This window comes from Streptomyces sp. NPDC086080 (genome assembly GCF_044540255.1).
Classification (GTDB): domain Bacteria; phylum Actinomycetota; class Actinomycetes; order Streptomycetales; family Streptomycetaceae; genus Streptomyces.
On the sequence record NZ_JBITRU010000034.1, the window covers coordinates 1 to 18,141 of the forward strand.

The 18,141-nt window shown below is 72.4% G+C and carries 17 protein-coding genes; 8 read left to right on the plus strand and 9 right to left on the minus strand.

Features of this window, described 5'->3' with window-relative positions:
• Positions 1 to 884 precede the first annotated feature (884 nt).
• On the plus strand, positions 885 to 1,610 hold the full coding sequence (locus tag ACIF9R_RS30900) for a hypothetical protein (RefSeq protein ID WP_399985703.1): 726 nt from the start codon (positions 885 to 887) through the stop codon (positions 1,608 to 1,610).
• Positions 1,611 to 2,050: 440 nt separating this feature from the next.
• Here the strand turns inward: ACIF9R_RS30900 and ACIF9R_RS30905 are convergent, their stop codons facing one another.
• Genes ACIF9R_RS30905 through ACIF9R_RS30915 form a run of 3 tightly spaced genes read right to left on the minus strand, consistent with a single transcriptional unit; the run spans position 2,051 to position 3,984 of the window.
• The gene (locus tag ACIF9R_RS30905; protein WP_399985704.1) at positions 2,051 to 2,677 is read right to left on the minus strand and encodes a YigZ family protein; all 627 of its coding nucleotides are present in this window, start codon (positions 2,675 to 2,677) and stop codon (positions 2,051 to 2,053) included.
• A 42-nt stretch (positions 2,678 to 2,719) separates the two neighbouring features.
• Positions 2,720 to 3,262 (minus strand): SixA phosphatase family protein, encoded by a 543-nt coding sequence (locus ACIF9R_RS30910; RefSeq protein ID WP_399985705.1) that lies wholly within the window; start codon positions 3,260 to 3,262, stop codon positions 2,720 to 2,722.
• Entirely contained in the window at positions 3,259 to 3,984 is a 726-nt protein-coding gene (locus ACIF9R_RS30915; RefSeq protein ID WP_399985706.1) for a hypothetical protein, read from the minus strand. Before ACIF9R_RS30915 ends, ACIF9R_RS30910 begins: the two co-directional genes overlap by 4 nt.
• Before the next feature lie 270 nt (positions 3,985 to 4,254).
• Here ACIF9R_RS30915 and ACIF9R_RS30920 point away from each other — a divergent pair, with 270 nt between their 5' ends.
• Together ACIF9R_RS30920 and ACIF9R_RS30925 are read left to right on the plus strand one after the other, a co-directional pair.
• Entirely contained in the window at positions 4,255 to 4,677 is a 423-nt protein-coding gene (locus tag ACIF9R_RS30920; RefSeq protein ID WP_399985707.1) for a CoA-binding protein, read from the plus strand.
• A 23-nt stretch (positions 4,678 to 4,700) separates the two neighbouring features.
• Positions 4,701 to 5,924 (plus strand): 4-hydroxybenzoate 3-monooxygenase, encoded by a 1,224-nt coding sequence (locus tag ACIF9R_RS30925; RefSeq protein WP_399985708.1) that lies wholly within the window; start codon positions 4,701 to 4,703, stop codon positions 5,922 to 5,924.
• Positions 5,925 to 5,936: 12 nt separating this feature from the next.
• Here ACIF9R_RS30925 and ACIF9R_RS30930 read toward each other — a convergent pair whose 3' ends face one another.
• Entirely contained in the window at positions 5,937 to 6,296 is a 360-nt protein-coding gene (locus ACIF9R_RS30930) for an ArsR/SmtB family transcription factor (RefSeq protein ID WP_399985709.1), read from the minus strand.
• A 61-nt stretch (positions 6,297 to 6,357) separates the two neighbouring features.
• On the opposite strand from ACIF9R_RS30930, the gene ACIF9R_RS30935 reads away from it, so the two are divergent.
• On the plus strand, positions 6,358 to 7,434 hold the full coding sequence (locus ACIF9R_RS30935; protein ID WP_399985710.1) for a cation diffusion facilitator family transporter: 1,077 nt from the start codon (positions 6,358 to 6,360) through the stop codon (positions 7,432 to 7,434).
• Positions 7,435 to 7,471: 37 nt separating this feature from the next.
• Here the strand turns inward: ACIF9R_RS30935 and ACIF9R_RS30940 are convergent, their stop codons facing one another.
• From ACIF9R_RS30940 to ACIF9R_RS30950, 3 genes are all read right to left on the minus strand, one after another.
• The gene (locus ACIF9R_RS30940; RefSeq protein WP_399985711.1) at positions 7,472 to 8,029 is read right to left on the minus strand and encodes a YbaK/EbsC family protein; all 558 of its coding nucleotides are present in this window, start codon (positions 8,027 to 8,029) and stop codon (positions 7,472 to 7,474) included.
• 43 nt (positions 8,030 to 8,072) lie between these two features.
• Positions 8,073 to 8,645: a helix-turn-helix domain-containing protein gene (locus tag ACIF9R_RS30945; RefSeq protein ID WP_399985712.1), complete on the minus strand. Its 573-nt coding sequence runs from the start codon at positions 8,643 to 8,645 to the stop codon at positions 8,073 to 8,075.
• Between the two features lie 155 nt (positions 8,646 to 8,800).
• A complete protein-coding gene (locus tag ACIF9R_RS30950) occupies positions 8,801 to 9,598 on the minus strand; it encodes an acyltransferase (protein WP_399985713.1) in 798 nt (265 codons plus the stop codon).
• Positions 9,599 to 9,711: 113 nt separating this feature from the next.
• Between ACIF9R_RS30950 and ACIF9R_RS30955 the strand changes: the two genes are divergently transcribed.
• On the plus strand, positions 9,712 to 10,242 hold the full coding sequence (locus tag ACIF9R_RS30955; RefSeq protein ID WP_399985783.1) for a gamma carbonic anhydrase family protein: 531 nt from the start codon (positions 9,712 to 9,714) through the stop codon (positions 10,240 to 10,242).
• Between the two features lie 140 nt (positions 10,243 to 10,382).
• Here the strand turns inward: ACIF9R_RS30955 and ACIF9R_RS30960 are convergent, their stop codons facing one another.
• Together ACIF9R_RS30960 and ACIF9R_RS30965 are read right to left on the minus strand one after the other, a co-directional pair.
• Entirely contained in the window at positions 10,383 to 12,761 is a 2,379-nt protein-coding gene (locus tag ACIF9R_RS30960) for a phosphoketolase (RefSeq protein ID WP_399985714.1), read from the minus strand.
• A 671-nt stretch (positions 12,762 to 13,432) separates the two neighbouring features.
• The gene (locus ACIF9R_RS30965) at positions 13,433 to 14,314 is read right to left on the minus strand and encodes a universal stress protein (RefSeq protein WP_399985715.1); all 882 of its coding nucleotides are present in this window, start codon (positions 14,312 to 14,314) and stop codon (positions 13,433 to 13,435) included.
• A gap of 272 nt (positions 14,315 to 14,586) precedes the next feature.
• Between ACIF9R_RS30965 and ACIF9R_RS30970 the strand changes: the two genes are divergently transcribed.
• The 3 genes from ACIF9R_RS30970 (at position 14,587) to ACIF9R_RS30980 (ending at position 17,764) form a co-directional block, all read left to right on the plus strand.
• A complete protein-coding gene (locus tag ACIF9R_RS30970) occupies positions 14,587 to 15,045 on the plus strand; it encodes a Crp/Fnr family transcriptional regulator (RefSeq protein ID WP_399985716.1) in 459 nt (152 codons plus the stop codon).
• Positions 15,046 to 15,397: 352 nt separating this feature from the next.
• Positions 15,398 to 16,402: a hypothetical protein gene (locus tag ACIF9R_RS30975; RefSeq protein WP_399985717.1), complete on the plus strand. Its 1,005-nt coding sequence runs from the start codon at positions 15,398 to 15,400 to the stop codon at positions 16,400 to 16,402.
• A 24-nt stretch (positions 16,403 to 16,426) separates the two neighbouring features.
• A complete protein-coding gene (locus tag ACIF9R_RS30980) occupies positions 16,427 to 17,764 on the plus strand; it encodes an MFS transporter (RefSeq protein WP_399985718.1) in 1,338 nt (445 codons plus the stop codon).
• Positions 17,765 to 18,141 lie beyond the last annotated feature (377 nt).

The window sequence follows — 18,141 nt, forward strand, 5'->3', positions numbered from 1 at the left end:
AGCCGCGTCACCCACGACATCCACATCCACCGCCTCGACCCCGAGAAGGAGATCAACACCGAGCTACAAAAAGCCGCTTAGGAAGCGACGTTGCCCCGAACACCGCCGCCACGTCCTCACGGTCCCGCCCCGCCACCAACGCGGCCACCGCCCGCAGCCGCAGGGCCTCCTGCGCCGACGGCGACAGATGCCTCGCATCCCCCACCAGATCGCTCACACCCCACCAACGACCCAGACCCAAACCGTTTCGGATCAATAGCAGGCCAAACCGCCCTTCCCGTCATGGCGGGCCGAACGCGAGACCTCGGAGCGTCGAGCGAGCGTCACGGTCCTCGGCCGGACGGCTCCCTGAGCGCCGTAGCGGCGACATCACGATCGATTTCCCATCCGCCTCCCGCTCGACCGCGCGCCGCGGTGATGACGACGTCCGCCCGGTGGGGCCGGGCCGACGTGCCCGACCGGTCGTCCCCTGTGGAGCCCCGGGGGGATGCCGAGGTCAAGCAGACGGACCCGCCGCCCGATGCCGGACTCCCCTGGCTGCCGCCGCCCGACTGCGACACCCCGGACTTCATCCGGTGCTGTCGACCCTGTCGAGGGTCAGAGAAGACCGTGCCCCGTATGTGCGACCTCGATCCGTCGCCCCGGCCGGGGCGACGAGTACCCGCTCCGCGGTCGCCGGCCACTGCGGGAAGCGGCCGTCACGGCACCTGTCGAGGCGCGGGGTGCGCTCGCCCGCGGCCGGTTCGGTGTGGTCGTCTCGGTGGAGGCGGACTTCGGCATGAGGGACGGCACACCGGGGCTTCGCATGCCGAACACTTCAAGGGGCCCTGTCATGGGAAGAGTTGTGCGCTCGGTTGTCAGTGGGGCGTGCCAGGATGTGCCGCATGCTGAGCAACCGGGAATTCATGGAACTGGCGCGTGCCAACGGGGTCTCACCGGGCGCCGTCGAGGAGATTCTGCGGTGTCTCCGGCCGTGCGTGGTCATCAACAAGGACAAGGTGGGCAAGAGGGTCGGGCGCTGGAAGGGGGAGTACGATACGAAGATCGTCCTCGAATGTGCCGCTCTGCCGCATCAGCACCTGGACCTCGGGCTCGGACTACCCGACACCGGATCCTTGTTGATGGCCACCGGGTGTTCGCCGCGGTGGTCTCCGGAGCCCGCCGATCGCCTACTGCCGGAATGGGAGTTGGAGTACGACGGAGACCTCCACGGCTACGCCGCGTGGACCCATCCCGAGTGGTGGGCGCACTCCGAGGACCTGCATCCCAAGGAAATGCACCCGGCCCTCGAAGAGGCGATGGCGGAGTACCGGCGGTGCGTCGGGCCGATGGAGTTGCTGGGCAACGACTACGCGCCCTCCGACAGCTCCCTGCAACTCGGCGGCTCGTTGCTCAGGACCCCCCAGGATCCTCCGGAGTTGGACCTGGTCGATCTCGGGGACGACTGGGACTGGAGTTTCGACGACGAGGTGCTCCGGAAGGTCTCCGTCTGGAAACTCTTCGGCAACATACACAACGACAACTGCTTCGAGTTCTTCTGGCTGATCCACCAGACCGACACGACAGTGGACCGCTACGACGAGATCGTCTGGGTGGAACAGGGAACCTGACACCGTACTGGGCCAGGGCGATCGGAAAGTCGCGGTGATCTCCTCAGTGCAGGTCACGGCGGTTCGACGATGTCGGGAGGGCGCGACCGGAGCAGTACTGGCGAACCGTTCCGGGTTCGGTAGCCTCCATAGGACCCAGCACGCACCCAGCACGCAAGAGGTCACCTGGGATGACAAGCGGTGCCCACAAGTCAGCACCGAACCAGGACCGGCACCACCGACGAGCCCTTCATTGAGGATGCGACACCCGCCTGACCTGCACCTTTGCTAAATCAGCGAAACCCATGACAGGCGGCACCGTGAAAATGTGTGCAGCAGCCCCATGATTCCCGCAGTGTAACGCCGGGTCCGACAGCACGGGCGGTCACTCCCGTATCACTCCGTCACGACCCTGTCCACTTGTGCCCGTTATGCGGCGAAAGCAGCGAGATGCGTGCGGGTCACGCGTCCCCGTACGCCTCCCCGCCCAGCTCGAATCCGGCAGTCCCCGCGGTCGCGTCGGCGAGCCAGGCGCGGAAGGCGGGCACGTCGGCGTCCGGGAGGCCGATCGCGATCGTGACCTCCTCGTCGTACCGCACGTCGCGCACCTCGCGTCCGGTGGCGCGCAGGTCGTTCTGGACCTTCCCGGCCCGTTGGTGGTCGACGGTCACCGTGGCCAGCCGGAAGCGGCGCCGGGTGATCGTGCCGAGCGTGTCGAGGGCCTCGCCGACGGCGCCGCCGTACGCGCGGATGAGACCGCCCGCGCCGAGCTTGACACCGCCGTAGTAGCGGGTGACGACGGCGACGACATACCTCATGTCGCGGCGCAGCAGCATCTGGAGCATGGGGACACCGGCGGTGCCGCCGGGCTCGCCGTCGTCACTCGCCTTCTGGGTGGAGGCGTCGGCGCCGATGACGTAGGCGAAGCAGTTGTGGGTGGCGTCGGCGTGCTCCTTGCGGACGGCGGCGATGAAGTCCTGCGCCTCGCGCTCGGTGGCCGCCGGGGCGAGGGCGCACAGGAAACGGGAGCGGTTGATCTCGGTCTCGTGCACACCCGCGCGGGCGACGGTGCGGTACTCGTCCTGCATCCGGCCAGCCTAATGCGCCGCCGCGCGGGGGTGCCGTCGCGGCTACCGCTTCCCGCCCCGGGGGACGGTCAGCGAGGTCAGCAGGGCGGTACGGGCGGTGAGGTCCCGCCACGCGGCGCCGCGCCAGGACAGGACGGCGATCGCGGACGTGGGGAACTTGGCGCGGACGCGCTCCAGCGTGTCGTCCAGGCCGTCGCCGGCCAGGGTCAGGACGAGGTCTTCAAGGCCCGGGTTGTGGCCGACCAGCAGCAGGGTCTCCACCTCGGCCGGTACGTCGTGGATCACGGCCAGCAGTCCGGGGACGTCACCGTGGTACAGGCGCGGGTCGTGGCGGACCGGTGGGGGTGTGCCCCACTGCGCGGCGGCCAGTTCCCAGGTCGCGCGGGCGCGTACGGCGGTGGAGCACAGCGCGAGGCCGGGCAGGCAGTCCGCCTCGGCGAGCGCGTGTCCGGCGGCGGCCGCATCCGCGCGGCCGCGTGCGGCGAGGGGGCGTTCGTGGTCGGGGACGCCCTCCGGCCGGGCGGACTTGGCGTGACGCAGGACGACCAGGCGGCGCAGCGGTCCCGCGCCGGGGCGTTCGATCATGCCAGGGTTCCCAGGTCGCGGGTGAGGTCCAGGCCGAGCAGACGGTCGGCGTAGGCGTAGGTCTCGAAGCGGGCGCCGTCCGCCAGGTCCGGGTCCTTCTCCACCGCGTGGAGGACGCTCAGCACCCGGACCGTGTCCAGATCGTCCTCCCACGCGCCGCGCAGGTCCGCGCGCACCGGGTCGGGGACGGGCCGGGAGGGCCGGTGCGCCCAGGCCGCGACCGCGCGGCGCCAGCGGCCGAGGGTGTCGCCGGCGTCGCCGAGGGTGGCCGGGCCGACCGTCATGGTCTCGTTCCTGGGATGCGCGAGCAGGGCGAGGCGCAGGACGGCGGGGTCGGTGCCGTCCAGTGGGTCGGATGCTTCCCGGCGCACCGGCGCCACGCCGACACGCATCCCGTCGGGGGTCTCGCCGCCCTCGCTCACCACATGCAGCACCTGAGCCTCGCCCAGGCCGGTGCCGGAGCTCCGGCCTTCCTCGAAGGGACGGACCCCCAGGGCCGCGCCGGCCGCGCGGAGCTCCGCCTGCTGCCGCTCCCCCGTGAGCAGCGCCCACACGGGCGTGCCGCCGAGTTCCAGGGCGCGGACGAGCAGGTCGGCGACGAGCAGCACGCGCAGGTTCGTCGGGTCGAGCCCGTCGGTGTGGGCCTCCACACGGGTCAGGCCCCGCCGGGTGGGGGCGGCGTCCACAAGCTGGCCGGTTCGGGCGTCGGTGATGCGCAGCACGAGGTGAGCGTAGGCGCGCGAGCGGGCGTACGCAGGTATCCGGGACGCTTTTCGGTGCGGCGTACTCGAATCCCCGCGCCGGGTGGTCCGGCTGCCGGTACAGTCCGCCGCCCCCGGAGCCGCGGGCGGCACCGGGAATCACCGCGTGTTCCCCTTCGTTGTCCCGGGGGTGGCTCTTGCACGACCCACGACCTACGAACCACGAACCACGAACCACCACCCAAGCTCACCCCTCACGACTTACGGCTCACGACTCCCGGGAGGCCGACGGTGTACGGCGACGAAGCGACGGTCCGCAAGATCCTCACCGGGCTCGGTGACACCTGGGCCGTGGTGGGCCTGTCGTCGAACCGGCAGCGTGCGGCGTACGGCGTCGCCCAGGTGCTCCAGCGGTTCGGCAAGCGGGTGGTGCCGGTGCATCCGAAGGCGGAGACCGTGCACGGCGAGCAGGGCTACGCCTCCCTCGCGGACATCCCCTTCGAGGTGGACGTGGTGGATGTGTTTGTCAACAGCGATCTGGCGGGTGCCGTCGCGGACGAGGCGGTGGCCAAGGGCGCCGGGGCGGTGTGGTTCCAGCTCGACGTCATCGACGAGGCAGCCTACGAGCGGACCCGCGCGGCCGGCCTGGAGATGGTGATGGACCGCTGCCCCGCGATCGAGATACCCCGGCTCGGTCCGGGCCTGGTCCGTTAGCGTCACGCCGCCATAATGGCGCGATGACGCAGAGTTCCCCGAACGCCCATTCCCTTGCCCCGCAACGCTTACCGGTCGTGGTCGTGGGGGCCGGACCCGCCGGGCTCACCGTCGGTGCCATCCTGCGGGCGGCCGGCCTGGACTGTCTGGTTCTGGAGACCGAGTCCCGGGAGTTCATCGAACGGCGGCCCCGGGCCGGGGTGATCGAGGAGTGGGCGGTCCGCGGTCTGGAGCGGCGGGGGCTCGCGGGGAACCTGCTGGAACGGGCCGAGCTGCACACCGCGTGCGAGTTCCGTTTCGCCGGGGAGCGGTACCGGTTCTCGTACCAGGAGCTGACGGGAAGCCATCACTGGGTGTATCCCCAGCCGTTGCTGGTGACGGATCTGGTGCACGAGTACGCGGACGTGCGGGGCGGACGGATACGGTTCGGCGTGCGGGACGTGCGCCTGCACCATCTGGACGGCGACCGTCCGTCGGTGTCGTACATCTGCCCCGAGAGCGGCCGACGGGAGGTCGTGGCCTGTGAGTTCGTCGCGGGCTGCGACGGGGCCCGCGGGGTGACCAGAGCCTCCGTCGTGCCGGGTCGGGCCCGCGTCGCGCGGCACGACTACGGGATCGGCTGGCTGGCCCTGCTCGCCGAGGCGGCACCGTCCGCCGACTGCGTCCTGTTCGGCTGCCATCCGGACGGCTTCGCCGGTCAGATGCCCCGCAGCCCCGAGGTGACCCGCTATTACCTCCAGTGCCCGCCCGGTGACGACCCGGCGAACTGGTCGCACGAGCGGGTCTGGACGGCACTGCGGCGCCGGCTCGGCGCGGCGGGGGCGCCCCCACCGGTCGAGGGGCGGCTGATCGAGAAGCGCGTCCTGGACATGCACGACTATGTCACCGAACCGATGGCGTTCGGGCGGCTGTTCCTGGCCGGGGACGCGGCACACCTGGTCGCGCCGATCGCCGCCAAGGGGCTGAACCTCGCCCTGCACGACGCGTTCCTGCTCGGCGACTCCCTGGTCGCGCGGCTCACCGAGGGCGACGACAGCGCGCTGGCCGGCTACTCCGAGGGCTGTCTGCGGCGCGTGTGGGACTACCAGGAGTTCTCGCAGTGGCTCGCCGAGCTGTACCACGGCAGCGCGGCGGGAGACCCGTTCCGCGCGGGCACCACGCTCGCCCGGCTGCGCCGCCTGTTCTCCTCCCCCACCGCCGCCGCGTCGTTCGCGGAGCAGTACCTGGGCACGGCCGCGCGGTACTGAGGCGGGGACCCGTCAGTCGTGCGGGGGCCGGGCGCCGATCCGGTGGTCGGCCACGTTCAGCGCCTCGTCCACCAGTCTCCGCAGATGGCCGTCGCGCAGGGAGTAGACCACCCGGCGACCTTCCTTGCGGGTGTCCACCAGCCCGGCCAGACGGAGCCTCGCCAGGTGCTGGCTGACCGCCGGCCGTGCCGCCCCGCAGGCGTCGGTGAGCGTGGTGACATCGGCCTCACCACCGCTCAGGGCGTGCAGCAGGGTCAGCCGGGTGCGGTCGCCCAGCAGCGCGAGAAGCTCCGCCGCGAGCGCGAACTGCTCCTCGCCCGGAGGGTGCGGATGCGCATCGTGCGCAGGTGACAGGTGCATGCGTGCGCTCATATGCACATAATGGCTCGGTGGGCGCCCTCCCGTCCACCGCCCGCACCGGAAGGGGACGCTCGTGAGCGACCGGCACCACCACGACGATCCGCACCAGCACGACCACCCTCATCTCCACGGTCACCCGCACCACGGTCACCCGCGCCACCGGACTTCTCCGCACCATCGCCTCGCGCATCTCCTCACCCCGCACTCCCACGAGAGCGCGGACAAGCTCGACTCCGCCCTGGAGTCCTCCGCCCGGGGCATGCGCGCGCTGTGGATCTCGCTGGCGGTGCTCGGCGCGACGGCGCTGGCGCAGGCGGCCGTGGTGATCGTCTCCGGCTCGGTGGCACTGCTCGGCGATACGGTGCACAACGCCGCCGACGCGCTCACCGCGGTGCCGCTGGGGATAGCCTTCCTGCTGGGGCGACGCGCGGCCACCCGTCGTTTCACCTACGGCTACGGGCGGGCGGAGGATCTGGCCGGCATCGTGATCGTGCTGACGATCGCCGCGTCCGCGGCCTTCGCCGGCTGGACCGCGTTCGGCCGGCTGCTGGACCCGCGCCCCGTCGAACACCTCCCCGCGGTCGCGGCCGCGGCGCTGGTCGGGTTCGCGGGCAACGAGTGGGTGGCCCGCTACCGCATCCGCGTCGGACGCGCCATCGGCTCGGCCGCCCTCGTGGCCGACGGGCTGCACGCCCGGACGGACGGGTTCACCTCGCTTGCCGTGCTGCTGAGTGCCGGTGGCGCGGCGCTGGGGTGGCGTTACGCAGACCCCGTGGTGGGACTGGCGATCACGGCGGCGATCGCGCTGGTGCTGCGGGACGCCGCGCGGGAGGTGCTGCGGCGGGTGATGGACGCCGTGGACCCGGTGCTGGTGGACCGGGCCGAGCGGGCACTGACGCGGGTTCCGGGGGTTCGCGGGGTGGGTGAGCTGCGGCTGCGCTGGATCGGTCACCGGCTGCGCGCCGAGGTGGCGGTCGTGGTGGACGGCGAGACCACGGTGCGCGAGGCGCATCGCATCGCGGTCGACGCCGAGCACGCGTTGCTGCACGCCGTCCCCCGGCTGACCGCGGCCCTGATCCACGCCGACCCGGAGCCTCTGCCGGGAGCGGCGGATCCGCATCTGCCGCTGGCCCACCACGCGGTGAGCTGACGCCGCGGGCCGCCCCGGACTCTTGCCGTACGACCCCTCAGGCGGTCCCGAGCCCTTCCAGTACGACCGCTCCCGGCAGCTGCGCGAACGCCTTGCCCGGCACCAGCAACTTGCCGCGCCGCCGCCCACTGCCGACCAGTACGTACGGCAGATCCAGGACGGCCGCGTCGACCAGCACCGGCCACCCGTCGGGAAGTCCGACGGGGGTGATGCCGCCGTACTCCATGCCGGTCTCCCCCGTCGCCGTGTCCATCGGGGCGAAGGATGCCTTGCGAGCGCCGAGGTGACGGCGTACGACGCCGTTGACGTCGAGCCGGGTGGTGGACAGCACGACACACGCGGCGAGCGTGGTCCCGCCGCCGCGTCTGCCCGCCACCACCACGCAGTTCGCCGATCGTTCCAGCAGGTCCCGGCCGTAGTGCTCGACGAAGACGGCGGTGTCGGCCCAGCGCGGGTCCGTGTCGACGTAGAGGATCCGGTCGGCGGGTACGCCGCCGCTCCAGGCGCGGACCGCTGCGGCGACCGGTCCTGTGAGCTCGTCGAGGCACTCGGTGGCCGGGGTGGCGTGGTCGAAGTCTCCGATGGGTGCGCGCATGGCCGCACCGTAACAACCGCCCCACGGACAGGGCGGGGGCGTCTCAGCGCACGGGCGGCACCGACACGGTCATGATCATCTCCATCGGCGCGGCGCCCTGGTTGCCGTAGGTGTGCGGCGTGCTCGCCTCGAAGGAGGCGCTGGCACCGGCCGGCACCCGGTGCTCGGCCCCGTCGACGGTGAGGGTCAGCTCACCCGAGGTGACGTGGACGAGTTCGACCGTGCCGGCGGGGTGCGGATCGGAGTCGCTGCTCTCGCCCGGCATCAGCCGCCAGTCCCACATCTCCAGCGGTCCCGGGGCCTCCGCGCCGGCGAGCAGCCGGCTGAAGCTGCCGCCTTCGGTGTGCCACAGCCGTACGGCCTGCTCCGCCGGGACGATACGGACCGTGGGGCCCTGCTCGTAGTCGAGCAGGGTGGGGATGCTGACGCCGAGCGCGTCACCGATCTTGACGACGGTCCCGAGGCTCGGGTTGGTGCGGGCCTGCTCGATCTGGATGAGCATGCCGCGGCTGACCCCCGCCCGCGCGGCGAGCGTGTCGAGCGTGAAGCCGCGCTCGGTGCGCCAGCGCCTGACGTTGCGCGCCAGCGACCGGGTCAGCAGCTCGAGGTCCGACACATCCCGTCCTTCGGTTCACCATGTCGAATGACAGAGTTCCGTTGACTTGACTCGACTACGGTGTAATGCACCCGGTCGTCCATCGCACTGTACTGCGCGGCTCGGCGTGCCGGCACTCTTCGCCCTGGTACCGGCCTGCCGGGGCCCGGGCAGGCTCAGCTTCCGGGCTCCAGTTCCGCGAGCCGCGCCGGGCCGGCCTGGTCCAGTTCCGCGAGCCGGGTCACGCTCTCCTCGTCCAGCAGCGACAGCGCCCGCAACTGCTCCGGGGTGACGTTCTCCGGAATCGGCACGGGCGGCGGGGTGCGCAGGGGCGGCTGCCAGCCGTCGGCGGGGGTCCAGCGGCGTACGACCCGGGCCGGGGCGCCCGCGACCACGGCATGGTCGGGCACCGTGCCCCGGACGACCGCGCCCGCGGCCACCACCACGTTCCGCCCGACCCGCGCGCCCGGCAGGATCACCGCGCCGGTGCCGATCCAGCAGCCGGGGCCGATCTCCACCGGCTCCATCCGGGGCCACTGCTTGCCGATGGGCTCGTGCGGGTCGTCGTAGGAGTGGTTGGTGGAGGTGACGTACACATAGGGCCCGAAGTAGCAGTCACTGCCGATGGTGACGGTCGTGTCCGCGATGACATGGCTGCCGCGGCCCAGGACGACCCCGTCACCGATGCGCAGGATCGGCTCGGGACCGAGGTCGAGGCCGGGCATCAGACCGGCGGTGAGGGTGACCTGCTCACCGACGATGCAGTGCGCGCCGATCCGGATCCAGGGTTCGCCGAACACCGTGCCGAGCGGAAAGGCGAGCCTGGTACCTGTTCCCATGGCGGCGAAGCGGAAGCGGCCGGGGTGTTCGGCGGTGACCGAGCCCGTGCGCTGCGCCCAGGCCCAGCCCGCGTGGACCGCGCGCTGAGCGAGGCGGCGCGGCCAGGACGAGAACGTGTTCTTGCGCTTCGGCACCCGCTCACCGTAGTCGGCGGGTGCCGGTCCGACGGGTCGGCGCCCCTGTGATCTTCACCCCACCGGGTGGCGTACGGTGCGTGGTGTCTACGACGTTCGTGGAGGAGAAGGCGATGACGCACCGCGCGCTGATCACCGGCATCGGCGGCAAGGAGCCGCAGGTGGATCCGGACGCCTTCGTGGCACCCACGGCTTCCGTGATCGGGGACGTGACCCTCCGCGCCGGGGCGAGTGTCTGGTACGGCGCGGTGCTGCGCGGTGACGTGGAGCGGATCTCCGTCGGCGCGAGCAGCAACGTGCAGGACAACTGCACGTTGCACGCCGATCCCGGGTTCCCGGTCAGCGTGGGTGAGCGGGTGTCGATCGGGCACAACGCCGTGGTGCACGGGGCGACGGTGGGCGACGACTGTCTGATCGGAATGGGAGCGACGGTGCTGAACGGCGCCGTGATCGGGGCGGGGTCGCTGGTGGCCGCTCAGGCGCTCGTGCCGCAGGGGATGGAGGTGCCGCCGGGGTCGCTGGTCGCCGGGGTGCCGGCGAAGGTCCGGCGGGAGCTGACGGAGGAGGAGCGCCAGGGGCTCACGCTCAACGGCACGCTGTACGCGGAACTGGCGAAGGCTCACCGGGACGAGCACGGGGCCTGAGGGCGGCGGGGGCCGCGGGTGGTGGGAAACCCTGGCCGCCGGGGCCGGGATCGCGCCGGCCGGTGCGGTGTTCGTTCCCGGTGCGCCGGACGACGGCGCACCGGGAAGGCCCTGCCGGTTCGCAGTGCCGTGCCCGCCGCTCAGGCGTTCCAGCTCCACTCCGCCACCTCGGGCAGGTCGGTTCCGTGCTCACGGATCCACGCGTGGTGCCTGCTGCGCGCGTCGGCCATCCGCTGCCGTACGGCGGCGGCGCGCACGGCGAGCCCGGGGACACGGTCGATGACGTCCATCACCAGCCGGTAGCGGTCGAGATCGTTGCGCACCACCATGTCGAACGGTGTGGTCGTGGTTCCGGACTCCTTGTAGCCGCGCACATGCAGGTGCTGGTGGCCGTTGCGGCGGTAGGCCAGGCGGTGGATCAGCCAGGGATAGCCGTGATAGGCGAAGATCACCGGCTTGTCCGCGGTGAACAGGCCGTCGTACTCGAAGTCGGTCATCCCGTGCGGATGCTCCCCGTGGGGCATCAGCCGGGCGATGTCCACGACGTTCACCACACGGACCGCGAGCTCCGGCAGCTGCCGGCGCAGCAACTGCGCCGCGGCCAGCACCTCCTGGGTGGGTACGTCACCGGCGCAGGCCAGGACGACATCGGGTTCGCCGCCGTTCTCGGAGCCCGCCCATTCCCAGACGCCGGCGCCCCGTGCGCAGTGGGCGCGTGCCTCGTCCATCGACAGCCAGTCGTAGCAGGGCTGTTTACCCGCCACGATCACGTTGACGTAGTCACGGCTGCGCAGGGCGTGGTCCGCGACCGACAGCAGGGTGTTGGCGTCCGGCGGCAGATAGACCCGTACGACCTCGGGGCTCTTGTTGAGCACATGGTCGACGAAACCGGGGTCCTGGTGGGAGAAGCCGTTGTGGTCCTGGCGCCACACATGCGAGGTGAGCAGGTAGTTGAGCGAGGCGACCGGAGCACGCCAGGGCAGCTCGCGAGAGGTCTTCAGCCACTTGATGTGCTGGTTGACCATGGAGTCGACGATGTGCACGAACGCCTCGTAGCAGGAGAACAGTCCGTGCCGGCCCGTGAGCAGATAGCCCTCGAGCCAGCCCTGGCAGACGTGTTCGGAGAGGATCTCCATCACCCGGCCGTGCCGGTCGAGATGCTCGTCGACGTCGAGGGTGGCGGCCTGCCAGGCCTTGCCACTGGCGCCGTAGACGGCCTGGAGCCGGTTGGAGGCGGTCTCGTCGGGCCCCACGAGCCGGAAGTCCCGCCGGCCCGCGGTGTCCCGCATGACCCGTTCCAGGAGGTCGCCGAGGACCCGGGTGGGCTCGTGGAGGGTCATGCCGGGCTTGTCGACGGGGACGGCAAATTCGTCGAGGGACGGCATGGGCAGTTCGCGCACCAGCAGTCCGCCGTTGGCGTGCGGGGTGGAGCCGAGGCGCCGCGTGCCCTCGGGGAGAGGGGCGAGGACGTCCGCGACGGGCCGGCCCTCGCCGTCGAACAGTTCCTCGGGCCGGTACGACTTCAGCCACGCCTCCAGCTGCCGCAGGTGCTCGGGGTTCTCGCGGACGCCGGAGAGCGGAACCTGGTGGGCGCGCCAGGTGCCCTCCACCGGCTTCCCGTCCACCACAGCGGGACCGGTCCAGCCCTTCGGGGTACGCAGCACGATGAGAGGCCAGCGCGGACGCTCGGTCACGCCGTCCTCGCGGGCGGCGCGCTGTGCCTCGGCGATGCGGTCCAGGGCGGTGTCCAGGGCGTGCGCCATCGCGCGGTGGACGTCGGCGGGCTCGCTGCCGCTCACGTGGAGGGGCTCATGGCCGTAGCCGCGCAGCAGCTCGTCGAGTTCGGGCTCGGGCAGGCGGGCCAGAACGGTCGGGTTGGCGATCTTGTAGCCGTTGAGATGCAGGATCGGCAGGACGGCTCCGTCGTGCACCGGGTCGAGGAACTTGCCGGAGTGCCAGGACGCGGCCAGCGGCCCGGTCTCCGCCTCGCCGTCACCGATCACACAGGCGACCAGGAGGCCGGGGTTGTCGAGGGCGGCGCCGTAGGCGTGGGCCAGGGAGTAGCCGAGCTCACCGCCCTCGTGGATGGAGCCGGGGACCTCGGGGGCGACATGGCTGGGCACACCACCGGGGAAGGAGAACTGCCGGAACAGGCGTGCCATACCCGCCGCGTCCCGGCCGACATCCGGGTAGGTCTCGCTGTAGCTTCCCTCCAGCCAGGAATTGGCCAGCACGGAAGGGCCGCCGTGGCCCGGCCCCCAGACGCACAGCGCCTCCAGTCCGCGGGCCGCGATCACCCGGTTGAGGTGGGTGTACACGAGGTTCAGCCCGGGTGAGGTGCCCCAGTGCCCGAGCAGCCTGGGCTTGATGTGCTCGGGCCGCAGGGGCTCGGTGAGCAGCGGGTTCGCCAGGAGGTAGATCTGGCCCGCCGAGAGGTAGTTGGCGGCCCGCCAGTGGGCGTCCAGGGTGCGCAGTTCCTCGTCACTCAGTACGGTCCGGATGTCGCGGTCCTCAGGCATGGATGACTCCGTGAAAGGCCGGCCCGGGCGGCCGGCGGTGTCGGCGGGGAGGGCGACGGGCCACACCCCGGGAGGCGGGCGTCAGAGGCGGGGTACCAGTTTTCCGGGCGTCGATACCTCTCGCACGGCGGAATGGCGCATGTGGCCCCCTCGGTGCGCCGGGACGGGTGGTGAGGCACGGGCGCAGGGACGGACGGAGGGTGGGGCTGGAGTACCCCGGCACGAACGACTGCTGTGCGCCGACCGGCGGGTGCGGTACCGGTGTCGCCGACCGGCGGGTGGGGTGCCGGTATCGCCGACCGCGGTGACCGGATCCGGTCGTGCTTGCCGGAGCGGGCCCGGCCCGGTCGCCGCCGCTGTCCGTCACCCGACGGGGACCGGCAGGGTTCGGGCACCGCCCGCCTCCCGGCCGGCCACGACGCGCATCCCGGCCGGCCGGGTTTCGCCGCGGCACCACGGATCGCGTGCGGAACCGGCCGGGCGCGGCCGGACACCGGCCGGTCCCGGCCGCGGCGGAACCCGCCGCTCGTGTGGCGGCGGGGACCGTCCGGGGTACCGGGTCCTCCGGTCCGCTCCGGCTGGATCCGGCCACCGGAGGCCACGCGTGCGCGATCCGTCGCCGGGGCGTGTCGTCGCCGGCCACGACCACCCGTGTCCCCCGGCGCTGTCACTCAGTCGTGGGCGACGACGGCGACCGGCGCGGCGCCGTGGTGCATCACCGCGTGGGCGATGGCCCCGATGTGCGCGCCGAGCGGGTTGCGGCGGATGCGGCGGCCGACGACCACCAGCGAGGACTCCGCGGAAGCCTCCACCAGGCGGACGGACGGGCTGCCGCCGAAGGACTCCTCGACGACCTCCACCTCGGGGTACTTCTCGCGCCAGGGGGCAAGGACCTGTGTCAGATTCCCGGCCTGCTCCCGGGCGATGTCGTGATAAACGTCCGGAGCGGCCGCGAGGCCGTAGACGTAGTACGGCGGCAGGGCCCAGCCGTGCACGACGCGCAGAGCGGTGTCGCGCCGCCGCGCCTCGGCGAAGGCGAACTCGATGACCGGCTCACGGGGCCGGTCCGCGTCCAGACCGAGCAGCACGGGCCGGTAGCGCGTGGCGGCGGACGGAATCCCCGCGGGGTCGGGTTCGTGTTCGTCGGCGGCCTGCTCGCCGGCCCGGACCAGGACGACGGGCTGTTCGGCCCCGGCCACGACGACAAGTCCGACCGAGCCGACCAGGAACCCACCGAGGGCGCCGAGCCCCCGGGAGCCGAGCACCAGCAGTTCGGCGTCCTCGGCGGCCTTGATCAGCACCTCGTACGGCTTGCCGTCGATCTGCTCGTGGCTGATCTCGACACCAGGGTGGCGCAGTCGCAACCCTTCGGCGGTCTCGTGCGGCATGCTCATCCAACTGTCGGCCGGGACTGCTTCCGGCACGGGGCCGGGCCTGCGGACATGGAGCAGCCGCAGCGGCAGAGCGCGCAGTCCCGCTTCTCGGGCGGCCCACTCGGCGGCGGCCCGGCTCTCCGGCGAACCGTCCAGTCCGACTGTGATGGCGCGGGTCATGGTGCGGCACCTCCTGGGTGTCGAAATGATCACCACGATTCTCACCCGGAAGCGGCCCCGGCGGAAGGGCCACAGGTCCCCGCCCGCCTCACCGGACCGCTTCGACGGCGGCGGAGAAACCTCGGGGGACCGGCCACGGGACGCCGGGCGAGGGGGCGGGGGTGGGAGCCACCCCGAAGTATGGGCCGTCCGGCCCATGGCAGGGAGCGGCGGGCGGGGCAACGCTGGAGGGACAACCGCAGCCCGCAAGCACCCCCTCCGGGAGGCCCGCCATGTTCGCTCCCCCGTCCCCCAGCATGCCGCGCGCCCTGCCCTCCGAGCACCGGGCCCGGCTCATGCAGACCGCCCATGAGGTGTCCTTCCCCCAAGGGGCCCGGCTGTTCGAGGAGGGTGGCCGCGCGGACCGCTTCTGGGTGATCCGCACCGGCACCGTCGAACTCGACATGCGGGTACCCGGACGGCGGGCGGCGGTGATCGAGCGCCTCGGGCACAACGAACTCGTCGGCTGGTCCTGGCTGTTCTCCCCGCACGTGTGGCAACTGGGCGCCGAGGCGGCGACACCGGTACGGGCCTACGAGTTCGACGCTGCGGCCGTGCTCGCGCTGTACGAGGAGGATCCCGAGATGGGCCGGGACCTCGCCCGGTGGGTCGGCGACGTGGTGGCGCACCGCCTGATCGCCGCGCGGGTGCGGCTGCTGGACCTCTACGGCCCGTACGGCGCCGGCCTGTGAGGGACGACCGCCGCACCGCGTAACGGGGCCGGGGCCGGGGGCCAACTGTCGGGGCGCGGTGTCCGGGCGACGGCCGTCGCACGGGTTCAGCACCGCGCATCCCCGGCGTGCCTCGCGCCGGCTCGCGCCGGCGGGCGTGCCGGCGACCAGCGCGGGCCGACCTCGCGGCAGAGGGCGATTGGCTCGGAGACCTCGGGGGCGGCCCTCGTCCGGTGCGGTGACGGCCCGGACCGCCGGGGATCGCGGAGGCGGTGAACGGGCGCAGGGTCACCACGGCCCGGCCGCCGGTTGCTACGTCCCTGTCAAAGGGCAGTGACCCAATCGTGTCGGGGCGCGGTTAGTGTTGCTGTCCATGTGGCCAGGACAGCAGCCGCCCGGGGGCGAGCAGAACCCGCAGTCGAACAATCCGTACCAGCAGCCGGGGTACCAGCAGCCGAATCCGTATCAGCAGCCCGGCTACCAGCAGCCGAACCCCTACCAGCAGCAGTGGGGCGATCCGACCACGGTGGGCATGCCTCAGCCGCCGCAGGGCGGTGGTGGCGGTAACCGGACGAAGCTGGTGGCGATCGTGGCGGCGACGGCCGTGGTCGTGGCCGCGGGTGTCACCGGGTTCCTGGTGCTCGGCGGTGACAAGGGCGACGAGGCCGACGGCAAGAAGGACGCCAAGCCGAGCGCGACCGCGTCCAAGGAGACCTCCACGGAGCCGAGCGCCTCCGCCTCGGGCGGCAACCCGCGCGGCGGCGAGGAGGAGAAGGCGACCATTCCTGGCTGGCAGGTCGTCGTCAACACGCGCTTCGGCACCGAGTTCGACGTCCCCGCCGACTGGGAGATCGAGACTCCCGGCACCAGCGTCGGCTTCGAGTGGGAGAAGGAGGACGGTGAATGGGACCGCACCACCGTCACCGCCCCGGCGTACCTGAAGTCGAAGTGGTGCACCACCGACGACAACAAGGACGGCCGCGAGGAGGACACCGCCCTCGCCACCGCCGGAACCCGCGGTGAGAACGGCGCCAAGGACACGCAGGAGGCGGCCGAGACCCGGGTGCCGTGGTGGGTCTTCGGCGGGTACACCCAGCCCGACAAGAAGAGCATCAAGCAGGTGAAGCCGAAGGCCTACACCACCGCGTCGGGCCTCAAGGGTCACGTCGCCTCGGCGTATTCGGTGAACACGCCCCAGAAGGGCAAGTGCGAGAGCGACGGCAAGGCGATCACCTTCGGGTTCAAGAACGGCGCCGGTGACTTCGTCACCTGGAACCTGTACGGCGCCAAGGGCGTCAAGGAGGAGATCCCGGAGGCGACCGTGCAGAAGATCCTCAGCACCGTGCGCCTCACCGAGGAACCCCCGGCGGGGGCGTAGCAGGCCAGGGGGCCTGCGGCGCATTTGGCAAGCGGGCCCCTGCCCGGCGATAGTCACGGGGTGCCGGCCGCCGTGCTCCGCCGCCGTCCCGTCTGGGCCGGCCGCAATTACTCCCTGCTGACCGCCGCCGCCGTGGTGACCAACCTGGGCAGCCACGGCGCGCTGATCGCCGCCGCCTTCGCCGTACTGGGCGCGGGCGGCGACGGCGGCGACGTGGGTCTGGTGGCCGCCGCGCGCACGCTGCCGCTGGTGCTGTTCCTGCTGATCGGCGGTGCCGTCGCGGACCGGCTGCCGCGGCACCGGGTGATGGTCGCGGCCAACGTCCTGAACTGTGTCTCGCAGGCCGCGTTCGCGGCGCTGGTCCTGGCGGGCGAGGCCCGGCTGTGGCAGATGATGCTGCTCAGCGCGCTCGGCGGCACCGGTCAGGCGTTCTTCAACCCGGCGGCCGAGGGCATGCTGCTGTCCTCGGTGAACGGCGAGCAGGCCGGCCGGGCGTTCGCGGTGTTCCGGATGGCGATGCACGGAGCGACCCTTGGCGGAGCCGCGCTCGGTGGTGCGATGGTGGCCGCGATCGGGCCCGGCTGGGTACTGGCGGCGGACGCGGCGGCCTTCGCGGTGGCGGCGGCGCTGCGGGCGTTCCTCGATGTGGGACACATACCGGCGCGCGCCCCGGGCGGCGGCATGGCCGCCGACCTGAAGGAGGGCTGGCGGGAGGTCATCGGCCGGCCCTGGCTGTGGGGCATCGTGGTCCAGTTCTCCCTTGCCAACGCGGTCGTCGGCGCGGCCGACGCGGTCTACGGACCGCTGGTCGCCCGGGACCATCTGGGCGGCGCCGCGCCGTGGGGTGTGGCGCTGGCCTTCTTCGGCGGGGGCACCGTGGTGGGCGCGCTGCTGATGACCCGCTGGCAGCCGCGCCGTCTGCTGCTCGTCGGCACCCTGTGCGTGTTCCCGCTGGCCCTGCCGTCCGCCGCACTCGCCGTGCCGGCACCGGTCGGGGTGCTGTGCGCGGTGATGTTCCTCACCGGTGTGTCCGTCGAGGTGTTCGGCGTCTCCTGGATGACCGCGCTGCACCAGGAGATCCCCGAGGAGAAACTGTCACGGGTCTCGGCGTACGACTGGTTCGGCTCGGTCGCGCTGGTACCGGCGGCGATGGCGCTGGCGGGCCCGGCGGAGACGGCGTTCGGCCGCCCGGAGGCGCTGTGGGGCTGCGCCGTGCTGGTGGTGGTCGTCACCGCGGCGGTCCTGTGCGTCCCGGACGTCCGCAATCTGCGCCGCCGGACGCACCACGTCACGGCCGCGCTTCCCGCGCCGAGGGACGCGGAACACTCCGTACGGGAGCTCGGGCCGGCGTCCCACGACTGAACGCCGTCCGCGCCGCCGCGGTGCGAATGCCGGTGGACGCCGACGTCCGGCGGAACGATCGACAGGGCCGGGCAGGGGACATCCCTCCGGGTGGTCGCCGCCGCCGCGCGGCCCCTGCGCCCCGGACACGCCCACACGCTCCATCCGGGACCGGGCGACACCACACTCCTCACCCCCGCCGGACACGCCGTCCGGGCGCGCGGCCCCGACGGCCCGAGCCCGCACACGTCACACGTCCCATCCCGGACCGGGCGACACAACGGCACCCCCCGCCGGACACGCCCCGTCCGCCGCACCATGCCCGGACCACGCCTCGGCACCCCGCGGATGGCACGCGCAAGACCGCGGCGGCCACACCCCGCATCAGGCGCACGCCC